At 64.4% G+C, this 19,109-nt stretch carries 20 protein-coding genes; 14 read left to right on the forward strand and 6 right to left on the reverse strand.

Annotated features, from left to right (window positions below; all coding sequences use genetic code 11):
- Nucleotides 1-10 precede the first annotated feature (10 nt).
- Nucleotides 11-1,567 carry an alkaline phosphatase family protein gene (locus CO731_RS07835; protein WP_108606693.1) on the reverse strand — a complete coding sequence of 519 codons (1,557 nt, stop codon included), beginning with the start codon at nt 1,565-1,567 and terminating at the stop codon, nt 11-13.
- A 231-nt stretch (nt 1,568-1,798) separates the two neighbouring features.
- Here CO731_RS07835 and CO731_RS07840 point away from each other — a divergent pair, with 231 nt between their 5' ends.
- The 4 genes from CO731_RS07840 to CO731_RS07855 all read left to right on the forward strand — a co-directional run bounded on the left by CO731_RS07840 (nt 1,799) and on the right by CO731_RS07855 (nt 4,408).
- Nucleotides 1,799-2,731, forward strand: a complete 933-nt coding sequence (locus CO731_RS07840) for a VOC family protein (protein WP_108606694.1) — start codon at nt 1,799-1,801, stop codon at nt 2,729-2,731.
- Nucleotides 2,732-2,741: 10 nt separating this feature from the next.
- The gene (locus tag CO731_RS07845; RefSeq protein ID WP_108606695.1) at nt 2,742-3,362 is read left to right on the forward strand and encodes an alpha/beta hydrolase; all 621 of its coding nucleotides are present in this window, start codon (nt 2,742-2,744) and stop codon (nt 3,360-3,362) included.
- Nucleotides 3,359-3,658: a GNAT family N-acetyltransferase gene (locus CO731_RS07850; RefSeq protein ID WP_108606696.1), complete on the forward strand. Its 300-nt coding sequence runs from the start codon at nt 3,359-3,361 to the stop codon at nt 3,656-3,658. Before CO731_RS07845 ends, CO731_RS07850 begins: the two co-directional genes overlap by 4 nt.
- A gap of 339 nt (nt 3,659-3,997) precedes the next feature.
- Nucleotides 3,998-4,408, forward strand: coding sequence for a hypothetical protein (locus CO731_RS07855; protein WP_108606697.1), 411 nt, complete (start codon nt 3,998-4,000; stop codon nt 4,406-4,408).
- 153 nt (nt 4,409-4,561) lie between these two features.
- Here the strand turns inward: CO731_RS07855 and CO731_RS07860 are convergent, their stop codons facing one another.
- Together CO731_RS07860 and CO731_RS07865 are read right to left on the reverse strand one after the other, a co-directional pair.
- Entirely contained in the window at nt 4,562-6,649 is a 2,088-nt protein-coding gene (locus tag CO731_RS07860) for a sensor histidine kinase (RefSeq protein WP_108606698.1), read from the reverse strand.
- Nucleotides 6,650-6,675: 26 nt separating this feature from the next.
- On the reverse strand, nt 6,676-7,455 hold the full coding sequence (locus tag CO731_RS07865) for a response regulator transcription factor (RefSeq protein WP_183262546.1): 780 nt from the start codon (nt 7,453-7,455) through the stop codon (nt 6,676-6,678).
- 199 nt (nt 7,456-7,654) lie between these two features.
- Here CO731_RS07865 and CO731_RS07870 point away from each other — a divergent pair, with 199 nt between their 5' ends.
- A complete protein-coding gene (locus CO731_RS07870; protein WP_108606700.1) occupies nt 7,655-8,377 on the forward strand; it encodes a response regulator transcription factor in 723 nt (240 codons plus the stop codon).
- Between the two features lie 22 nt (nt 8,378-8,399).
- On the opposite strand, the gene CO731_RS29005 is transcribed toward CO731_RS07870, so the two are convergent.
- A complete protein-coding gene (locus CO731_RS29005; protein ID WP_199914574.1) occupies nt 8,400-8,564 on the reverse strand; it encodes a hypothetical protein in 165 nt (54 codons plus the stop codon).
- Nucleotides 8,565-8,613: 49 nt separating this feature from the next.
- Nucleotides 8,614-8,928 carry a hypothetical protein gene (locus tag CO731_RS07875; RefSeq protein WP_108606701.1) on the reverse strand — a complete coding sequence of 105 codons (315 nt, stop codon included), beginning with the start codon at nt 8,926-8,928 and terminating at the stop codon, nt 8,614-8,616.
- A 367-nt stretch (nt 8,929-9,295) separates the two neighbouring features.
- Here CO731_RS07875 and CO731_RS07880 point away from each other — a divergent pair, with 367 nt between their 5' ends.
- Entirely contained in the window at nt 9,296-9,757 is a 462-nt protein-coding gene (locus CO731_RS07880; RefSeq protein WP_108609693.1) for a L,D-transpeptidase, read from the forward strand.
- Nucleotides 9,758-9,782: 25 nt separating this feature from the next.
- Here CO731_RS07880 and CO731_RS28665 read toward each other — a convergent pair whose 3' ends face one another.
- On the reverse strand, nt 9,783-10,157 hold the full coding sequence (locus tag CO731_RS28665) for a hypothetical protein (protein WP_159091592.1): 375 nt from the start codon (nt 10,155-10,157) through the stop codon (nt 9,783-9,785).
- A gap of 144 nt (nt 10,158-10,301) precedes the next feature.
- Here CO731_RS28665 and CO731_RS07885 point away from each other — a divergent pair, with 144 nt between their 5' ends.
- From CO731_RS07885 to CO731_RS07920, 8 genes are all read left to right on the forward strand, one after another.
- Nucleotides 10,302-12,131: an iron ABC transporter permease gene (locus tag CO731_RS07885; protein ID WP_108606702.1), complete on the forward strand. Its 1,830-nt coding sequence runs from the start codon at nt 10,302-10,304 to the stop codon at nt 12,129-12,131.
- A 1-nt stretch (nt 12,132) separates the two neighbouring features.
- Nucleotides 12,133-13,263 carry an ABC transporter ATP-binding protein gene (locus tag CO731_RS07890; protein ID WP_108606703.1) on the forward strand — a complete coding sequence of 377 codons (1,131 nt, stop codon included), beginning with the start codon at nt 12,133-12,135 and terminating at the stop codon, nt 13,261-13,263.
- A gap of 101 nt (nt 13,264-13,364) precedes the next feature.
- Nucleotides 13,365-14,495, forward strand: a complete 1,131-nt coding sequence (locus CO731_RS07895; protein WP_245439668.1) for an ABC transporter substrate-binding protein — start codon at nt 13,365-13,367, stop codon at nt 14,493-14,495.
- Nucleotides 14,496-14,561: 66 nt separating this feature from the next.
- The gene (locus CO731_RS07900; RefSeq protein ID WP_108606705.1) at nt 14,562-15,704 is read left to right on the forward strand and encodes an ABC transporter substrate-binding protein; all 1,143 of its coding nucleotides are present in this window, start codon (nt 14,562-14,564) and stop codon (nt 15,702-15,704) included.
- 77 nt (nt 15,705-15,781) lie between these two features.
- A complete protein-coding gene (locus CO731_RS07905) occupies nt 15,782-16,591 on the forward strand; it encodes an HAD-IA family hydrolase (RefSeq protein ID WP_245439670.1) in 810 nt (269 codons plus the stop codon).
- Entirely contained in the window at nt 16,588-17,466 is an 879-nt protein-coding gene (locus tag CO731_RS07910) for an inositol monophosphatase (RefSeq protein ID WP_108606706.1), read from the forward strand. Before CO731_RS07905 ends, CO731_RS07910 begins: the two co-directional genes overlap by 4 nt.
- A gap of 144 nt (nt 17,467-17,610) precedes the next feature.
- Nucleotides 17,611-18,435, forward strand: a complete 825-nt coding sequence (locus CO731_RS07915; RefSeq protein ID WP_245439809.1) for an inositol monophosphatase family protein — start codon at nt 17,611-17,613, stop codon at nt 18,433-18,435.
- 44 nt (nt 18,436-18,479) lie between these two features.
- Nucleotides 18,480-19,106 (forward strand): dual specificity protein phosphatase, encoded by a 627-nt coding sequence (locus CO731_RS07920; RefSeq protein WP_343207453.1) that lies wholly within the window; start codon nt 18,480-18,482, stop codon nt 19,104-19,106.
- Nucleotides 19,107-19,109: the final 3 nt, after the last annotated feature.

A 19,109-nucleotide genomic window follows, 5' to 3' on the forward strand; every position in this document is an offset into this window, starting at 1 on the left:
TTTCTGCGTTTCAGGGGAGCCGGGCAAAGTGGCCCTTGGGCCCGCCGTCCGTCAGTTCGGACAGGGCGAGCGACTGGTCGAGATGTCTCGCGCGCCAGGCAAGCAGCCGCTCGGCGAATTCGAGCCGGACCGACAGCCATCCGGGGTCGCCGGCCAGGTTGTGCAATTCGCCGGGGTCGTTGGCGAGGTCGTAGAGCAGCGGCGGCAGGCCACCGCCGAAATGCACGTACTTGACCGCTTCCGTGCGGATGACAGCGAGATTGAGGGCTCGCGAGCCGAGGCCGAAATGCGCCTCGGTCGTGCCTTCGGCGACGGAGCGGAAGTCGTATTCCCAATAGGCCGCGTCTCGCCAAACCTCTGGTTCATCACGGTCGAGGAAAGTCTTCAACGACTGGCCGTCGAGATGCGGCAAGGGCTCGCCGCCGATCAGGTCGAGCAGCGTCGGCATGATGTCGACGGCACTGGTGAAATGGTCGACCTGGGTGCCCGCCGCCGCATAGTGGCCGGGTGCCTTGACGATGAGCGGAAGGTGATAGCTGCCGTCGAACCAGCCGCCCTTGCCGAGCATGAAATGGTCGCCCATCATCTCGGCGTGGTCGGAGGTGAGGATGACGATGGTGTCGTCCCAGTCACCCTTCTCCCGGATGCCCTGCCAGATGCGGCCGAGCTGGGAATCGACCTCCGAGATCATGCCGTAATAGAGCGCGCGGATCTTGCGGAACTCATCCTCGTTCCAGTCGCCGACCTTGCCTGCCGCACCTGGGATGAAGCTCGACTTCTTCTGGTGATGGGCGAGATGGTAGGCGAGGAAGGGATGGCTTGCGGCCTCGTCCTGCACGCTTGACGCGCGCTGATAGGCCGGCCCCTCGGCCGGATCGTACATGGTGTTGAACGGCTCCGGCACGATGAAGGGCGGATGCGGGCTGAGGAACGAGACATGGGCGAACCAGGGCTCGCCTTCGTCCTGTTCTGACAGCCAGCGCAGGAATTCGCCGGCCAGGAAGGCGGCAGGTGTCTCGTCCTTCGAATAGACCGGAACCGCGTTGCTGACTTCAGGGGCATCGGCATGCGCCGGGCGATGGATGTCGGGGAAGCCGGCGCTGGAATCGATGCCGCGCGCGGCGAGCCAGGATAGCCAGGCCTTCTGGTGCTCGGGCAGGAGCTGCCTGGTGGTGAAGCCGGGCAAAACGCCTTCATAGGTGCGCAGGAACGGATCGCCGTGCGCGCGGGTGCGGGGGTCGGGCGAGACGTCGGTGTAGCCGAACAGGGTCGGGTCGTAGCCGACGCGGCGGGCGGCGCGGGCAATGTTGTCGTGGCGGTCGTCCAGCGGCGTGCCATTGCGGCAGACGCGGTTGTTCATCTGGTAGAGGCCGGTGTAGAGGCAGGCGCGCGCCGGCGAGCACGGCGCGGTGCCAGCATAATGGCGCTTGAACAGCACGCCCTCGCGGGCGAGCGCATCGGCATTGGGCGTTTTCACGACGGGATGGCCGACCGCCGACAGGCTGTCGCCGCGCCACTGGTCGCAGGTGATGAGCAGGATGTTTTTTCGTCGGCCGGTGTTTGCCACGCTGGTCCCCAAAGTTCGCAAATCGCGGCCAAGGAAGCGGGATTCACCGGTTCGTGCAAGCGCCTTTGTGCAGGCACGGACCATGCCACAAAGTGTGAACGAGGCTGCTTCTATTGTTCACAAAACGAACACAGACCATTCTGCGACCGGCGCCTATGCCCCGCCGATCGATGCGCCCATATTCATGCCAACGCCGCGGCAGGGGCCGGGGCAAAAGCAAGGAGCGAGACGATGCTCAACCAGATCAAGGGCCTGCACCACGTCACGTCGATGGCAAGGGATGCGGCCGAGAACAACAGGTTCTTCACCAACAAGCTGGGCCTGCGCCGGGTCAAGAAAACCGTCAACTTCGACGCACCCGATGTCTATCATCTCTATTATGCCGACGAGCTCGGCACGCCGGGTTCGGTGATGACCTATTTCCCGTTCCCCAACATGGGCAAGGGCCGCCCGGGCGTCGGCGAGGTGGGTACGACGGTGTTCTCGGTTCCCGAGGGCACGCTGCCGTTCTGGGAAAAGCGTTTTGCCGATGAAGGCGTGACCGGGCTTTCCCGCGACGAGAAGTTCGGCGAGAAGCGTCTCGGCTTTTCCGGCCCGGACGGCGACGGTTTTGCGCTCGTCGAGGCCAAGGGCGACCAGCGTGCGCCCTGGGTCAAGGGCGGCGTTGCTGCCGACGAGGCGATCCGAGGCTTTCATTCGGCCTCGCTGCGCCTGCGCGACGGTGGCGCGACCGAGGAACTCCTGAGGTTCATGGGTTATGAGGAAGTGGACACGTCTGAAAACACCAAGCGCCTGGCGGTGAAAAACGGCAATGGCGCCGACTTCATCGATATCGAGACGCTGCCGGGCGCTTCCTTTGCTGGGCTAGGTGCAGGTTCGGTGCATCACATCGCCTTTGCGGTGGAGAACAGGGCCAAGCAGCTCGAAGTGCGCAAGGCGCTGATGGACACGGGCTACCAGGTGACGCCGGTGATCGACCGCGACTACTTCTGGGCGATCTATTTCCGCACGCCGGGCGGCGTGCTGTTCGAGGTGGCGACCAACGAGCCGGGTTTCGACCGCGACGAGGATACGGCCCATCTCGGCGAAGCGCTGAAGCTTCCGGCACAGCATGCGCCTCTGCGCGATTATCTGGAAAAGAACCTGCAGCCGCTGGGCGACTGAGGAGGGACCGATGAGCAAGGACGCCTACATCCACAAGCTGCTGCCCGGCAATCCGGGCAGCCCGCTGGTCTTTGCCTTCCATGGCACAGGCGGCGACGAAAACCAGCTGATCGGCTTCGCCGGGGAACTGGTACCTGGCGCGACCGTCGTGTCGCCGCGCGGCGACGTTTCCGAAATGGGGGCCACGCGCTTCTTTCGCCGTACCGGCGAGGGCGTCTACGACATGGACGATCTTGCCCGGGCGACGGCCAAGATGGCCGGGTTCGTGAAGGCCCATCTCGAGGCGGAGAAGCCTTCGGCGGTCTACGCGCTGGGCTACTCCAATGGCGCCAACATCCTGGCTTCGGTGCTGTTTGCCGCACCCGATGTGTTCAATGCCACGGCGCTGATGCACCCGTTGATCCCGTTCGCGCCCGACGTGAAAGGCAGCCTGGCCGGACGCCGCGTGCTGATCACCGCCGGACGCCGCGATCCGATCTGCCCGCCCGATATCACCAGCCGGCTCGACTCCTACCTGCGGGACGCGGGTGCTGATGTCAGGCTGGAATGGCATGAGGGCGGGCACGAGGTTCGGCCCAATGAAATCGAAGCCGCGAAGCAGTTCTTCGCCAAGACGGAGCAGGGGCAATGACCGAAGAACTTTCCGCCATCGAGCTTGAGGATCGTGGCACCAAAGGACGCTATGTCATCCGCGGTGCTGGCGGTGCAGAGGCCGAAATGACCTTTTCGACCGTCAGCGACCATCTGTTCATCATCGACCACACCGAGGTGCCCGACGCCTTCCGTGGCCAGGGGGCCGGATTGCGGTTGGTGACGCGGGCGGTGGAGGATGCACGCGCGGCGGGCAAAAAGATCATTCCGCTCTGCCCGTTTGCCGCGGCGCAGTTTCGCCGCCACCCCGAATGGGCCGATGTGCTGAAGAGCTGAACGAAAAGCCGGCGTTTCAGAGCCGATCCGGCACAAGCGGGCCAACTTGAAGGGCCGATGCAAGGCAATTGCATCGGCCCTTTCGTTTGGTTCGAATTTCTCCTGCCTCTGGAAATAGCTGTTACACGGCCCGCGCGGGCTGTTTCTCAAAATGGTACAGGCAATTGGCTGATGTGACGGAAATTACGGCTTATTGTGACCGATTTGGCAGTATTGCTGACCGGTTTTGTGGTTTCTGGATTGTTGCATTAGGGGATGCTGATCAGCATCCGCGTGTTACAAAGTGCGGATATGTTCATATCAACAGGGGAATGAAATTTAACGAAAAGGCAAAATCCAATGACCGGCATCAAGCAGGTTTCCGAATTCGACCGCCAGTTCCAGCCGCGTGCACGCATCTACCGCCGCCCGCGCCTGGCTCTTCGCCAGCGCGCGAACGAGCACCCGATGGCGATGTTTTCGGTGCTGGTCATCGCCTCGCTTTCGTCGATGGCCTGGGCACCGGGCAGCGGGCCGGCATTTGCCTCGATGGGCTCGGCGCCACGCATGATGGATGGCGCGCGCACGACGCCAAAGACCGATCGGCTGCCGATGTCGGAGACCGATATCGCCTGCCGCGGACAGGCCTGGGGTGTCGAGAGCGAGACCTGTCTCGAGGCTATCGCCAAGGACACCGGCATGCGCGAGGCACGCAAGGTGCGGCTGATTGCCAGCGCCGAGCCGCTCCGCACCACACCCAACATCTTCTAATCAGGCGTTCGGGGCGGCGGCCCCGCAACGTGGCACGTTCCCTGCCGCGCACTCAGATCCTCCAGCGCGTACCTGCCCCCGCAGCTTCGGCCGTGGGGGCTTTTTTTGCTCCGTACCCGCGTTCGCTACGCAGCGCTTGGATCGGGATCGCGCTTACTCGTTGTCCGCGACCTGGTCGCTGACCGCACTGAGGGCGCTACGCACGTCGAAGGTGCTGAACGGCTTTTCCAGAATGTGCGGCTTGAGGTTCGGCGGCAGTTGCTCGAGCTCGGCCTTGGCGCCGATTAGGTCGCCGGTGACGAGCACGAAACGCTGCGCCATGTCGGGCTGCTTGCCGACGATCTCGCGGAAGATGGTGATGCCGCTCCGGTCGGGCATGCGCAGGTCCGAGAAGATGATGTCGACCGGCTGATCTAGGAGCGCTTCGGCGTCCGAATCCCAGGTCGAGACGATGCGGGCCTTGACGCCCATCAGTTCGAGGATGTCGGACAGCGAGCCGGCGACGTCAGGCTCGTCGTCGATGATGACCGCGTGGCGCAGGCCGCTCGACTTGGGGACGGATTCCATGACCGCGCTGTGGCCGGTCCCCATGGGCGGAAGCTCGACGACGAAACGCGCGCCGGCCGGCTCCACCGGCTCGAACCAGATCTTGCCGTTGTGGCGGTCGACGATGGCTTTGGAGATGGACAGGCCGATGCCGGTGCCGACGCCGACCGGCTTGGTGGTGAAATAGGACTCGAAGATGCGGTCGCGGATCGCCTCGGCAATGCCGGGGCCTGAGTCTTCGACCGAGAAACCGGCGCTGCCGTCGGCATTGCGGAAGGTCCGGACCTTGATGCTGCGCAGATCGCTGGCGGCGGCGAGGGCGTGCTGGCTGTTGACCAGGAAGTTGGCGGCTACCTGGGTCATATGGTCGGCGTCGGCCATGACGCTCAAGGGACCGGGCGCAAGGTCGGTGTCGATGCTGATGCCGCTCGAACGTGCGCCATAGGCGGTCACTTCGAGGGCGGCGCGGATGACCTGGTTGAGGTCTGTCTCGGAGCGTGCGGTGGGGTGCAGGCGAACCATGCCAAGGAAACTCTTGACGATGCGGCCACAGCGCTCGGCGGCTGCGCGCACCTTTTCGGCCCGCAACTTGGTCTGCGGGTCGGGGGCAAACTCATGCAGCAGCGTCGACTGGGCAACAACAACCGCGAGCGGGTTGTTGAGTTCGTGCGAGACGCCGGCAAGCAGCGAGCCCATGGCCGCCATCTTCTCGTTCTGGTGCAGCTTTTCGCGCTGGCGATTGATCTCTTCCTCGGCGTGATGCTTTTCCCTGAGGTCGCGGATCGAACCGAGGATCAGGCGGCGGTCGGCAAGCCGCATCTCGTTGGCCGTGAGTTCGATCGGAATGATCTCGCCGGCCGCATTCTGGGTCACCGTCTCGAGCCGGTGTCCGACCATCGGCGAGCCGCGGCCGGCGAGGTACTCGGCGCCGTTGTTGTAGCCCTTGCGGTAGTAGGTGGGGATGACCGTATCGAGCAGATCCTTGCCGAGGACTTCGTCTCGCGTCCAGCCGAACATCTTTTCGGCGGCCGGGTTGAACTCGATGATCGAGCCGGTCTCGTCGACCACCATGATCGCGTCGAGGGAGGCCTGCAACATGGTGCGGCGGATGATCTCGCTGACATGATACTCCGACAGCGAGCGTTCGACGGCGTCGCCAAGGGCTGCGGCGATGATTTCGAGGGCGGCGATTTCGTCGTCGGTCCAGTTGCGTTCGACGATGCAATCGTTGACCGCCAGCGTGCCCCAGAGATGGCCGTGTGCCGATACCGCCACCGAAAGGAAGGACTTGATGTGCTGCTGCTCGAAATCGTTGCGCAGGAAGCCGGTCAGGTCGCGCGTCAGCCCGGCGAAGATCTTGCCCTGGCGGCCTTCCTCGGCGAGGCGTTCGAGCAGCGGGTCGGATTCCACCAGCGCCTGGTTGATCGTCGTCGGAGGCGCGGCGAAGGCGTCGATCTTCGGGTCGACCCAATAGGCGGCGATCGACTGCGCGAAGCCCTGGCCGGGCAGGTCGCGCAGCCTGAACAGGATGGTGCGATGGCCGCCGAAGCCGCGCGCAAAGGATTCCAGGATATGATCGATCTCGATCTGCCAATCCTGGGCCTGCCGCAGACGACGCACGATCTGCCCCGCCACAATTGTGGGGCTCGGCGTGCCCGACGGATTGTCGGTGCGTGAGACGGTCAACAGGGTCATCGCGGTTCCTGGCGGGGCCGGAGGCGTCAGTAGCCTTCGCTGCCTGGCAGGGAGAAGATATAGCCTTCCCCGCGCACGGTGCGCAAAAATTTCGGGTTCGCCGGATCGTCCTCGATCTTCTTTCTCAGCCGCATGATGCGGATGTCGACGGCGCGCGAGGATTCGGGGTCCTCGGCGAAGCCGATGGCCTCCGAGATCGTGGCGCGGCTGAGCAGCCGGTTTGGCCGGGTCAGGAAGACCTCGAGCATGTCGAATTCGCTCTTGGCCATGTCGATGATGGCGCCCGCGCTGCCCGTGACCAGACGGCCGTCGAGATCGGCCTGGAACGGGCCGAAGGCGATGGTGCGGCGTGGCGGCTGGGCGGCGAGGAACGACTGCCTGAAGCTTTCGGGCTGCGGCACGCGGCGGATGACGCTGCGGACACGTGCGAGAAGCTCGCGCAATTCGTATGGCTTGACCATGTAGTCGTCGGCGCCGATCTCAAGCCCGACGATGCGGTCGAGCGCGGTGCCCGCGGCGGTAGCGTAGATGATGCCGATGGGCATCCTGGAGCGCAGCCAGCGGCCGAGCGACAGACCGTCTTCGCCGGGCATGGCGATATCGAGAATGGCAAGCTGGAACTGTTCGGTTTCGACCAGCGCGCGCATGGCAGCTGCGCTTTCGACGGCGGTCACGTCAAAGCCGTTCGCGCCGAGGTACTCGGCCACGGCATCCCTCAGGTCGGGCTCATCTTCGACGATGACAATCCGAGCGCGCAGTTTAGTCTCGCCTCCGCTATCGGCGGAAAGTAGATTGGGTATAAACATGATGTCCAGTGATCATTTGGCGTGGGCAGTTGCTAACGGCGTTGTGCCTCGTTAGGGGCGGATAGAGGCTTCGGACGTCCAGACTGGGGATCCATCCCCGGCCAAGCGCGTCCCGCGGCATCTTCTTGCCCCTGGGAGCGGCGACAAGACCGGACCGGCAGGCAATGGTCGCGACGACACTGTCGCTGCGGGATGGAACATGGCTGGAAGATCGGTCGTAGCACTTGTTGCCATAGCGGAGGTCGTTGCCTCCGACCTGACCGATCATCTCGACCGGCGTGGCCATGACGTGCGCACCGCGCGACGGCTGTGGGAAGCCGAGTCGCTGCTTGCGGCAAAAGGCATCGACGTAGTTGTCGTGGGTGATGGCCTGACGCCATCGCAGGGCCGCGACCTGCTGCGCGCCTTTGGCGGCGAGGGCGGACCCGACTTCATCCTGATCTGCCGGCCGACCGAACTGGTCGACAAGGTGCTGGCGCTGGAACTCGGCGCCGCCGATGTCGTGGAGAGCCCTCTCAATGTCAGAGAGCTCGCCGCGCGCATCGGCGGCCTCCTGGCGCGCCGGGGACGCGGCACCCAGGAATTGGTGGTGCTGGAGAATTCGACCGTCGACCTGCGGTCGGCGCTGGTGATGCATCGTTCCGGCGAGGAGGAGCAACTGTCGCCAGGCCAGATCGCCCTGCTCAAGCTGTTTCTGTCGCAACCGAGGAAAGTGCTGACGCGCGACGACATCATGGCTGCGGCGCCGGCCGAGAGCGCTGATGCCTTCGACCGCTCGATCGACTCGCGCATCGTGCGCCTGCGCCGCAAACTCGATACGGAAAGCATCACCACCATCCGCGGATCGGGCTACAGGTTCGATCCGCCGACAAAAGCGGCCGGCCAGGAGGCCGGCTCTGCTCCAACCGAAAATCCGAGCTGACGTCGCTGCGGCGACCAAGATTTCAGCGCGCCGGCGCGGCTGCGGCCGGTACGGCCGTTTCGACGATGGGCATCGTTTCGGCGTGGGCCCTGTCCTTCAGGAGCACGCTCGCCACTGCGGCAAAGCCTAGAAGCCCCTGGGTGTAGAGAAGTGCCGAAAGCACGGATGCGACGAATTTGTTTTTCATGGTCGTGGGTTCCGTTTTTGTCCCAGGGGTTAGTGGTGCCGGCCTGCAATCAACCGAATACCCGCGCCGCCTGACCTGCCGTGGACGGCGCGGGTATCCTGTCCTCGCTGCGAGTGACGCGCGAGGTTCTGCTCACCCAGGCCAGGCACCCACGCCCATGGACCCGGCCGATGTGCAGAGTTGCGACGAACAATGCTGTTGCGAAGGCAAGAATGGCGTGGGCTGCCGGCGCCATGTCCTGCACCGGCAGCAAATCCGCTGCCATGGCGTTGCCCGGGTCGGCCAGAATTCCGATCCCCGACAGTATCGCCGTAGCGACGCCCACCCGCAGGAACCATCTTGCTGTCGACCGTTTCGCGCCCATCCTACTTTCGCAACGTTCGTTTCGTCGGGAGTGAATTTGGCGGGCGGCTGTATCGGGAAGATGCCGCCGGATGGGTCCGGCACGGCTTCAATTGTTGCAATGCTGTTGCGGATCCCTGCCGTGGCGGCCTCCTTTTCATCGGCCGTGGGTTGAGGGAGGCGCGTCACGCCGTAGACCAGTGGCTTTCAGGGCCGTTCGCCTGCCAGTTTCCGGTAGCGGTTCGATCAGATTCTGAAGCCGCGTGTATAAATCATGAAACACAACCGAAACGAGAAGCAAGCTCAAACGAAATATTAACGAAACACGGAGCGCGCATAACGCTGCCCATCAGTTCAACGTCCGGCGCGGCCGGCAGATGGAGCAAGACATGCAGTTCGTCCTTTCCGCCCGGTTCATCAACATCACGGCCGTCGCCATGACGGGTGCCGCACTTCTTCTTGGAGCCGGGCAGGGTGCTGCGCAGGCAGCGAGCAAGATCGTCGCCCGGGTGTCGATCGGCGAACAGAGGATGCATGTCATGATCGACGGGCGGACGACCTTCGTCTGGAAGGTCTCCACCGGCGGCAAGGGCTATGTCACGCCGAAGGGTTCCTACAAGCCGACACGCATGCACGAGATGTGGTACTCGCGAAAATACGACAACGCGCCGATGCCGCACTCGGTGTTCTTCAACGGCGGCTATGCCGTGCATGCCACCAACCAGATCAACCGCCTCGGCCGGCCGGCGTCGCATGGCTGCGTGCGGCTGCATCCTGACCATGCCGAGGATTTCTACGAGTTGGTCGAGGCCTTCGGCCCGTCGAACACTAGCATCCAGATCGTCAAGTAGGCTCGCCGGCTATCCGGCTGGAGCTTCAAAGCCCGCCCAGGATCGGCCGTTGCGCCGTTCCCGGGTGGGCTTTTTGCTGCGCCGACTGTTCGGAAACCGATAGTTGCACGGCAGTGCACAATTTTCCCATGAGATATGCGGCGTCGCCGGATACATGTCCGCCATAGGTAAGAAAAACAAAGGATTTCAAGCAAGTCGTATCGATTTGCACGCCTGTGCAAAAAAATGGATAATCCGGATTGACACGGACGTACCGCGGATGGAATGAATATGCCAACAGGCACAGCGATGTGCCGTCCTGCCCGGAGAAGGGCGGGCGCGCCTGAAGCAAGGGCGGCGAGGAGCGCCGGACATAGTCCGGCCGAGCCCAGCCATAGGCGCCCAGTGGAGGAGAATGCATGTTCGTGCCATCGCATGAAGGCCTGGCTCTGCGTCCGATGGACTGCGGCCGCGGCCATGGTTCCGGCCAGGCCGGCATCAGGAGGGGGGCTTCGTGAGCGGCCCTGCCCAGACATCGGCTCAAACATCGGCCAAGCCTGCGACCATGGCGCGCAACTCCGGCACATCGCGGCTTGCCGCGCCGACGCGAGGCCAGCGCCTGCGCTACCGGATGAAGGTGGCTCTGCGCGAGCCGACGACGATCATCGGCGTTTTGGCCGCGGCGCTGTTTGCCTATCTCATCGTCGTGCCGATCATCTCGATGCTGTCCGACGCGATGCGGGTGCAGTTTGGCGACGAGCGCCGCATCAAGCAGGATGTCGGCGAACTCACCTGGTACTATATCGACCGCGTCTTCCTGTCGCGCATCTCGCACGACCTGTTCTGGGAGCCGCTGGTCAACACGCTGAGCGTGGCAGCCGGCGCGATCGTACTGTCGATGTTGGTCGGCGGCACGCTCGCCTGGCTGCTCAGCCGTACCGACATGTTCGGCCGCCGCTGGTTCGCCACGGCGCTGATCGTGCCCTACATGCTGCCGGCGTGGACGTTTGCGCTGGCCTGGACGACCTTGTTCAAGAACCGCACCGTCGGCGGCCAGCCCGGCTGGTTGGAATCCATAGGTTTTTCGCCGCCGGACTGGCTGTCCTATGGCCAACTGCCGGTGACGATCATCCTGGCGCTGCACTATTCGCCTTTCGTCATCCTCCTGTTCGGCAATGCGCTGCGCCGCTTCGACTCGCAGCTCGAGGACTCGGCCCGCATCCTGGGCGCCAACAGGCTGACGGTGGCGAGCAAGATCATCATGCCGCTGATGCGCCCGTCGCTGATGTCGGCGATGGTTCTGATCTTCGCCAAGTGCCTCGGCGAGTTCGGCGTGCCCTACGTGCTCGGCCTGCCGGTCAATTTCGACGTGCTGGCGACCTCGCTCTACCAGAACATCTCATCGCGCCAGGTCGGCGTCGGTGCGGTGCTGGCCGGCGCCATCATGCTGATCGGCATCATCACCATCACCATCGATGCCCGGCTGATGCGGGAAGCGCGCCGCTTCGTGACCATCGGTTCCAAAGGCTCGATGAACCGGCTGAGCCCGCTCGGCATCCTGCGCATGCCGGCAACCGGCTTCGCCGCGCTGATGTTCGTGCTCAGCGTCGGCCTGCCGATCGGCACGCTTTTCCTGTCCACGATCATGCGGGTGCCGGGCCAGTTCAACCTCGACAATTTCACGCTCGACTACTGGATCGGCACCAACCTCAACACGGTGGCGCTACAGACCGGCATCCTGCTCAGCCCCGACCTGTGGAACGCGGCGTGGAACAGCCTGCGCATCGTCGGCGTCGCCTCGATCACATCCGGCATCCTCGGGCTGCTGGTCGGTTATGTCGTGGCGCGTACCCCGGTGAAGCCGCTCGGCACCTTCCTGCGCCAGGTGACGTTCCTGCCCTATCTGGTGCCGGGCATCGCCTTTGCGGCTGCCTATCTCTCGCTGTTTGCCGTGCCGCGCGGGCCGATCCCGGCACTCTACGGCACGACGCTGATCCTGATGCTGGCGCTGATCGCCGACCAGATGCCTTATGCCTCGCGTGCCGGCATTGCCGCGATGACGCAGCTCGGCAAGGATCCGGAGGAGGCGGCGCAGATCGCCGGCGCCGGCTGGTTCCGTCGCATGATCTCGATCGTCATCCCGATCCAGAAGGGCTCGCTGACGACAGGCATCCTGCTGCCCTTCATCTCGGGCATCAAGGGGCTCAGCCTGTTCGTGGTGCTGGCGGTGCCGTCGACCGACGTGCTGACCACCTATTCGCTCCGGCTCGTCGACTACCACTACACGCAGGCCGCCAACGCCGTCGTGCTCATCATCGCCGGCCTCGCCTATTTCGGCGCGCTGCTCGGCCAGAAGTTGACCAAGACCAATCTCGCGCAAGGACTGGGGAACTGACATGCCGAAGATCAACCTGAGCGGCGTCGAGAAGAACTACGGCGGCAACTCGGCCAATGCGGTGGCCGACCTCGACCTCGAAATAGGCGACGGCGAATTCATGTGCCTGTTGGGGCCCTCCGGCTGCGGCAAGACCACGACGTTGCGCATGATCGCCGGGCTGGAGCACCTGACGGCAGGCGAAATCCGCGTCGGGCCCCGCGTCGTCGACTCGGTCGTCGAGGGCGTGTTCGTGCCGCCGGAGCGCCGCGAGATGGGGCTGGTGTTCCAGAGCTACGCGCTGTGGCCGCATCTGACCATCGAGCGCAACACCGATTTCGGCCTGCGGCTGCGCAAGATGCCCAAGGCCGAGCGTGAGCAGCGCGTCGACCAGGTAATGAAGACGCTCGGCATCGAGAAGTACCGCGACCGCTACCCGTCGCAGCTGTCGGGCGGCCAGCAGCAGCGCGTGGCCTTGGCCCGCATGCTGGCGGTCAACCCGGAGGTGCTGCTGCTCGACGAGCCGCTGTCGAACCTCGACGCGGCACTTCGGCTCGAGATGCGCGCCGAGCTCAAGCGCCTGCACGCCGAGTTCAAGACGACGATCGTGTTCGTGACCCACGACCAGTGGGAAGCGATGACGCTCGCCACCACCATCGCCGTCATGAGCGAGGGCCAACTGCAGCAGGTCGGCACGCCCAACGACATCTACGACCGCCCGGCCAACCGCTTCGTGGCGCAGTTCGTCGGCAACCCGCCGATCAACATCGTCGAACTCGGCGATGCAAAGTCGGAGGTGTCGCGGCTGGCCAATGCCTATCTCGGCTCGCACTTCGCCGATCTACTGGATGCGGGCTCGATCGGCATCCGGCCGGAAGCGATCCGCCTTGCAGACGACGAGCGCGGCGTCTCGGAAGGGGCGCTGTCGGGCAAGGCCGAGGTGACCGGTATCCTGCCCACGGGCGGCAGCTGGATCATCGAGCTGACCGCCGCCGGCGAAAAGCTGTTCTTGACCACCCACCAGTCGCCTGAGGTCGAGGTCGGCGAGGCCGTGACCTGGTGGGTCAAGCCCAAGGCACTGCATGTCTTCGACAAGGCCGGCCAGCGCGTGGAGGCGGCAGACAGGCTGATGCGGCCGGCCAAGCTGCATTGAGAGGTTCGGCGGGCGGTGGAGGACCGTCCGCCGGGAATGAAGCAGGACTATCGGGAAACGAGACGGCCGGCATGGCGCCGGCCCGAAAGAGGGAGGAAAAGATGAGCAGACATTTCGATGTGAAACGGCTCCTTGCTGTGACGGCGCTGGGCGTTGCTGCCGGCCTGTTTGCAGGTGCTGCGCAGGCCGAGGAGAAGTTCGACCTCAACGCGCTGATCGAGGCGGCGAAGAAGGAGCCGCCGATCAATGTCTATTCCAGCACCGGCAAGATCGTGAAGCAGGCCGAGAACTTCACCAAGAAGTACGGCGTGCAGGCGACCGGCACCAAGGCCAATGCCGCAGCCCAGCTGGAGATGGTGATCCGCGAGGGCCAGGCCAAGAACGTCCAGGGCGACGTGATCCAGATCAGCGACGTGCCGGCCGGAGTGGCGCAGCTCGTGCCGCAGGGCTTCGTCGACAGCTGGCTGCCGCCGGATCTCGCCGACAAGATCCCGGCGCAGTACCAGAACCCGCTGACCGTCTCCAACGAGGCCAACGTCTTTGCCTATAACACCCAGCTCAATGAAAGCTGCCCGGTCAAGAACATCTGGGAGCTGACGGAAGCCAAGTGGAAGGGCAAGCTCGCCATGCAGGACCCTCTGAACAAGGCGTCCTATGTCGACTGGTTCAACCAGATGGCGACCAATGCCGACGACAAGGTGGCTGCGGCCTACAAGGAATATTTCGGCAAGGATCTGGTGACCGACGAGGAGGGCGCTACCGCCGCCTGGGTCAAGGCGCTGGCTGCCAACGGCCCGCTGTTGACCGACGCCGATGAAGGAGCTGCCCAGGCTGTCGGCGCGCCCGACCAGAAGGAACAGTTCATCGGGCTGATCAGCTCGGCCAAGTTCCGCAACAACCAGGACGTCGGCTCCAAGCTCGGCCTGTGCACCGGGCTCAAGCCCTTCGCCGGCTGGATGTATCCGAGCCTCGGCTTCATAGCCAAGGGCACCGACAGCCCGAACGCGTCGAAGCTGTTCATCCATTATCTGATGACCGAGGAAGGCATCGCGCCGCAGGCGGCCGACGGCAAGATGTCGACCAACAGCGAAGCCAAGCTGCCTGACGACGAGCCCTCGGGCATCGGCAAGGCGCTGGACCAGATTTTCCCCTACGACTCGGCGTCGGCCCAGGGCGACTGGGATGCGCGCCAGGATTGGCAGGACCTGTGGCGCATCAACTACAAGAAATAGTGCTTGCGATTGCCGCGCCCGGCGTTCGGCCGGGCGCGTTTCAACCGGATTTTTCGGGAGGAAACAATGAAGCCGGCGTTTGAAACGAGCAGGAAAGTTGCACTGGCGACGACGGCGCTGGCCGGGATGATGGCAGCTAGCGTGATGGCGTCGGCACCGGCGCGCGCCGAGGCCTTCGACCTCAATGCGCTGGTCGAAGCGGCGAAGAAGGAAGCGCCGATCAACATCTACGACAGCACCGGCAAGATCGTCGAAATGGCCGAGAACTTCACCGCCAAATACGGGGTGAAGGCGACCGGCATCAAGGTGTCGGCGAGCGCGCAACTCGAGATGATCGTGCGCGAAGGCCAGGCCAAGAACGTCAAGGGCGACGTGGTGCTGATCACCGATGCGCCGGCAGGCCTTGCGCAGCTGCTGCCGCAGAAATTCGTCGAGAGCTACCTGCCACCAGACATGGCCGACAAGATCCCGGCCAAGTTCCAGGACCCGCTGGCGATCACCACCAATGCCAGCGTCTGGGCCTACAACACGGAAGTCCATGACGCCTGCCCGGTGAAGAACATCTGGGAGCTCACCGACCCCAAGTGGAAGGGCAAGGTCGCCTTCTACGATCCATTGTCGAAGGGCACCTATCCCGACTGGTTCAACCAGACGGCGACGCATGACGACGACAAGATGAAGGCCGCCTACAAGGCGCATTTCGGCAAGGAGATCGAGGTCGGCGAAGACAGCGCCACGGCCGCCTGGGTCAAGGCCTTCGCCGGCAATGCCCCCCTGCTTTCCGACTCCGACGATGCAATATCGGAAAGCGTGGGTGCGCCGGGCCAGAAGGAGCCGTTCTTCGGACTGATGAGTTCGGCCAAGTTCCGCGACAATGCCGACAAGGGCTTCAAGCTCGGCCTGTGCGAGGGGCTGGAGCCATGGCCGGGCTGGACTTACGTCAAGCTCGGGCTGATCGCCACCGGCACCAAGAGCCCGAACGCGGCCAAGCTGTTCATCCACTACATCCTGACCGAGGAAGGCATCGCGCCGCAGGTGAAGGACGGCAAGCTGCCGACCAACCCTGATATCGGCCTGCCCGCCGACGAGCCCTCGGGCATCGGCAAGGTGCTGGACAGGTTGCAGCAATACGACGCCTCGACGGCACTCGAAGACTGGGATGCGCGCCAAGATTGGCAGGATCTCTGGCGCCTCGCCTACAAGAAATAGCTTCCCGGTGGCTAGGGACGGGGCCCTTCTCCTTCGGCTCCGTCCCGCTTTTTTCCACTGGCAAAATGGAGATTTTGATGATGTCGAAAAGTTCGGGGCGAAAGCTCGCGCCACCCAGGGCACTGCTGCTCGATTTCGGTGGTGTGATCGTGTCGACGGCGCATCTGCCGGGCTGGCAGGCGCGGCTGGCCGGGCACGTACGCGGCCTGCTCGACAAGGCCGGCATGGCGGCGCCCGAGCTTTCTGTCGAGCAGATCACCGATGACATCAAGGCAGGTGGCGTGGCCGACTCGCATTGGAAGAATGCGATGTCGCGGCCGATGGCACCGCGCGAACTCAGGCACGAAGAGTTCTGGGGCGACTTCGTCGCCGGCGATTGGCCGCAACAGGCGCGGGACGTCGTCGTCGCCGAGGCCTACGACCTCTGCTGCAAGATGGGCAACTGGAAGAGCGAGCGCGTCCTGCGCAGCGGCATGCTCGACCTGCTCGATGCGGCGGATGCGGCCGGCGTGCCGGTCGGCATCGTCAGCAACGCGCTGTGCGGGCTAGTGCATGTCGATTTCCTCGACGCCCACGGGCTGGCCGGGCGGTTCGCCACGGTCGTCCACAGCGACGAGGTGAAGGTGCGCAAGCCCAACCCGGAAATGATCTGGCTGGCGACGCGGGCGCTTGGCATCGACGCTGCCGAGGCCTGGTATGTCGGCGACAATTTCGACCGCGACGTGCTGTGCGGCAAGCGTGCCGGCATCGGCGGCAACATCCTGATGGAAGACAAGGGAACTTACGATCTGCCCTACGAGCTGAAGCTCAAGCCGGACGCCATCGTTGCCGATCCGGTCGGGCTGCTCGGTCTGTTCCATGAAGCCACGCGCGGGATTGCGGCATGATCGAAATAGAAGAATCGAGGCGCCTGCGGGCGGTTGCCGAACGGGCATCGCAGCTGATGCGCGAGCCGCTTTTGGCGGCATTCCGCTCTAACATGGCGGTCGACTACAAGGTCGACCTGCACGACGTGGTGACCAGGCACGACAAGGAAGCGGAGGTGGCGATCCGCGCCTTCATCCTCGGCGAGGTGCCCGACTCCGTCGTGGTCGGCGAGGAGGCCGGCGAGAGCGGTGTGGGCCGGGTGCGCTGGTATGTCGATCCAATCGACGGCACTTCGAATTTCGCCCGCGGATTTGCCTTCTGGTGCGTTTCGGTCGGGGTGGCGATCGACGGCGAGGTCGTCGCCGGCGCGGTCTACGACCCTGTCGCCGGCATGCTGTTTTCGGCCGATCTTTCCGGCGCCTGGCTGAACGGCGAGCCGCTGCAGTCGCGCGCCATAGCCGACGAACGCCATGCAACGCTGATCACCGGCTATCCGGTGGCGCGCGACCTCAGGCTCGACGGACGCGAACAGGCGCTGGCGAATTTCGGCGTGCTGGCCGAGACGTTTTCGACATTGCGCCGGCCAGGCAGCGGGGCGCTCAGCCTCTGCCATGTCGCGGCGGGTTGGGTCGATGCCTCCGCCGGGTTCGGCAGCAACCCATGGGATGTGGCGGCGGCTGTTCTCATCCTCAAGAAGGCTGGCGGCAGTTATCACTCCCTGACCCTCGGCAAGGTCGATGCCGGCGTGCCTGATTTCATGTGCCCGGGCTATGTTGCGCTCGGCGACGGCGCCGACTATCCGACACTGATGCGGGTGGCTCGCGAAATCTCTGATGGCCGCGAGGCCGCGAAGGCCGCCAGGCCGAAACTTTCGGTGGCGGGAAGCGTGGCATGAGCGTGTCCGGCACGGCTGTGCATCGGCGGTCACGTTGCTATCCCATGATCTTCCGTGCATCGGCAAAACATTATTCATCCTGCGGCGTTGACGAATTTGCACACGTGTGCAATCTGACCCCGGAAATCACCAATGAGCATTGACATGACCGTTCACGCAGTTGCCCCGCAACCTGATGCCGAAGCCGAGCTGGACCGGCGTGCCGCCTTCTGCCGCGAGATCGCAAGGTCCGCAGGTGCGGTGGCGCTCGACGGCTTCAGGAACAGGACGCCGGGCTTCGGCATGAAGGGGCCGCAGGATTTCCTGACCGAGACCGATGCCGCGGTGGAGCGCCACCTCAAGGCGCGCATCGCCGAGGCGTTCCCCGAAGACGGCTTCCTTGGCGAGGAAACCGGTGGCGCGGTCAAGTCCGACGTGTGGGTCGTGGACCCGATCGACGGCACGGCAAATTTTGCCCGCGACATCCCGCATTTCTGCATCTCCATCGCCTTCGTGCGCAATGGCGAGATCGAGATCGGTGCGATCTACAATCCGGCGCTGGAGGAGCTCTACTTCACCAGGCGGGGCGAGGGCGCGACTCGCGATGGCAAGCCGATCTCGGTATCCAAGACCAGCGATTTCGACGCCGCCTGCGTCGAGTTCGGCTGGTCGAACCGCAAGACCAACAAGCGCTACCTCGAAGTGCTGTCCAACATCCTGGAGCGCGGCGCCAATGTGCGGCGCGGCGCCTCCGGCGCGCTCGGCCTCGCCTATGTCGCCGACGGCCGCTCGGACGCCTATGCCGAATTGCACATGCATGCCTGGGATTGCTTGGCCGGACTTCTGCTGGTCAAGGAAGCCGGTGGCGTGGTCGCACCGTTTCTTTCGCTCGACGGCCTGACCAAGGGCGGGGCGGTGCTGGCAGCGGCACCGGGCGTGGCACAAGGCATCAGCGAAGCAACGGGCATCAGCCTCGAAGGGGCGCGCTGACGGCCGCCGGACAACGACAAACGGAAGGCCGAACAGCCATGGACATGACCAGCCCGCGCCATGAGCGGCCGGCACTCAGCCTGATCGAGCGCGACGTCGCCGGCTACGGCGTCGACATCTATGTCGGCGGCATGGATGGCGCAGGCGATCTCGAATTGCTTCGGGAGAAGAACATCACGACCGTGGTGAACTGCGCCGTCAATCTCGACTTCAACTATGCGACCGAGCCTTTCGGCGAGGGTGAGGCGGCCAATGCCATCTATGGCGTCGGGGCGGTGCGCTACTACAAGCTCGGCCTGATCGACGGACACGGCAACCCCGAGACCATGATGCTGTCGGGCTTCTACCTGCTGCGCGGGGCCCTCAGCCAGGTGCTGCCCGAGAAGGCGACCTATCGCCGGCGCGAGAAGGGCAATGTGCTGGTCAACTGCCGTGGCGGCCGCAGCCGCTCGGTGTCGCTGGTCGCACTCTTCCTGCATGTCGAGATGCCCGAGAAGTTCCCGACGCTGGACGATGCGCTGAACCATGTGCGCACCCAGCGCGAGCTGCGCCGCGACGAATGGCACGAGGCGCCCAAGCCGATGCTGGTCGAGGCCGCCGGCATGGCGGCGCAGTGGATCGCGATGATCGACAAGGGATTGCCGGCGCCGGCCTTGGTCGCCCAGGACTGACGG

It is taken from the genome of Aminobacter sp. MSH1 (genome assembly GCF_003071665.1).
GTDB lineage: Bacteria > Pseudomonadota > Alphaproteobacteria > Rhizobiales > Rhizobiaceae > Aminobacter > Aminobacter niigataensis.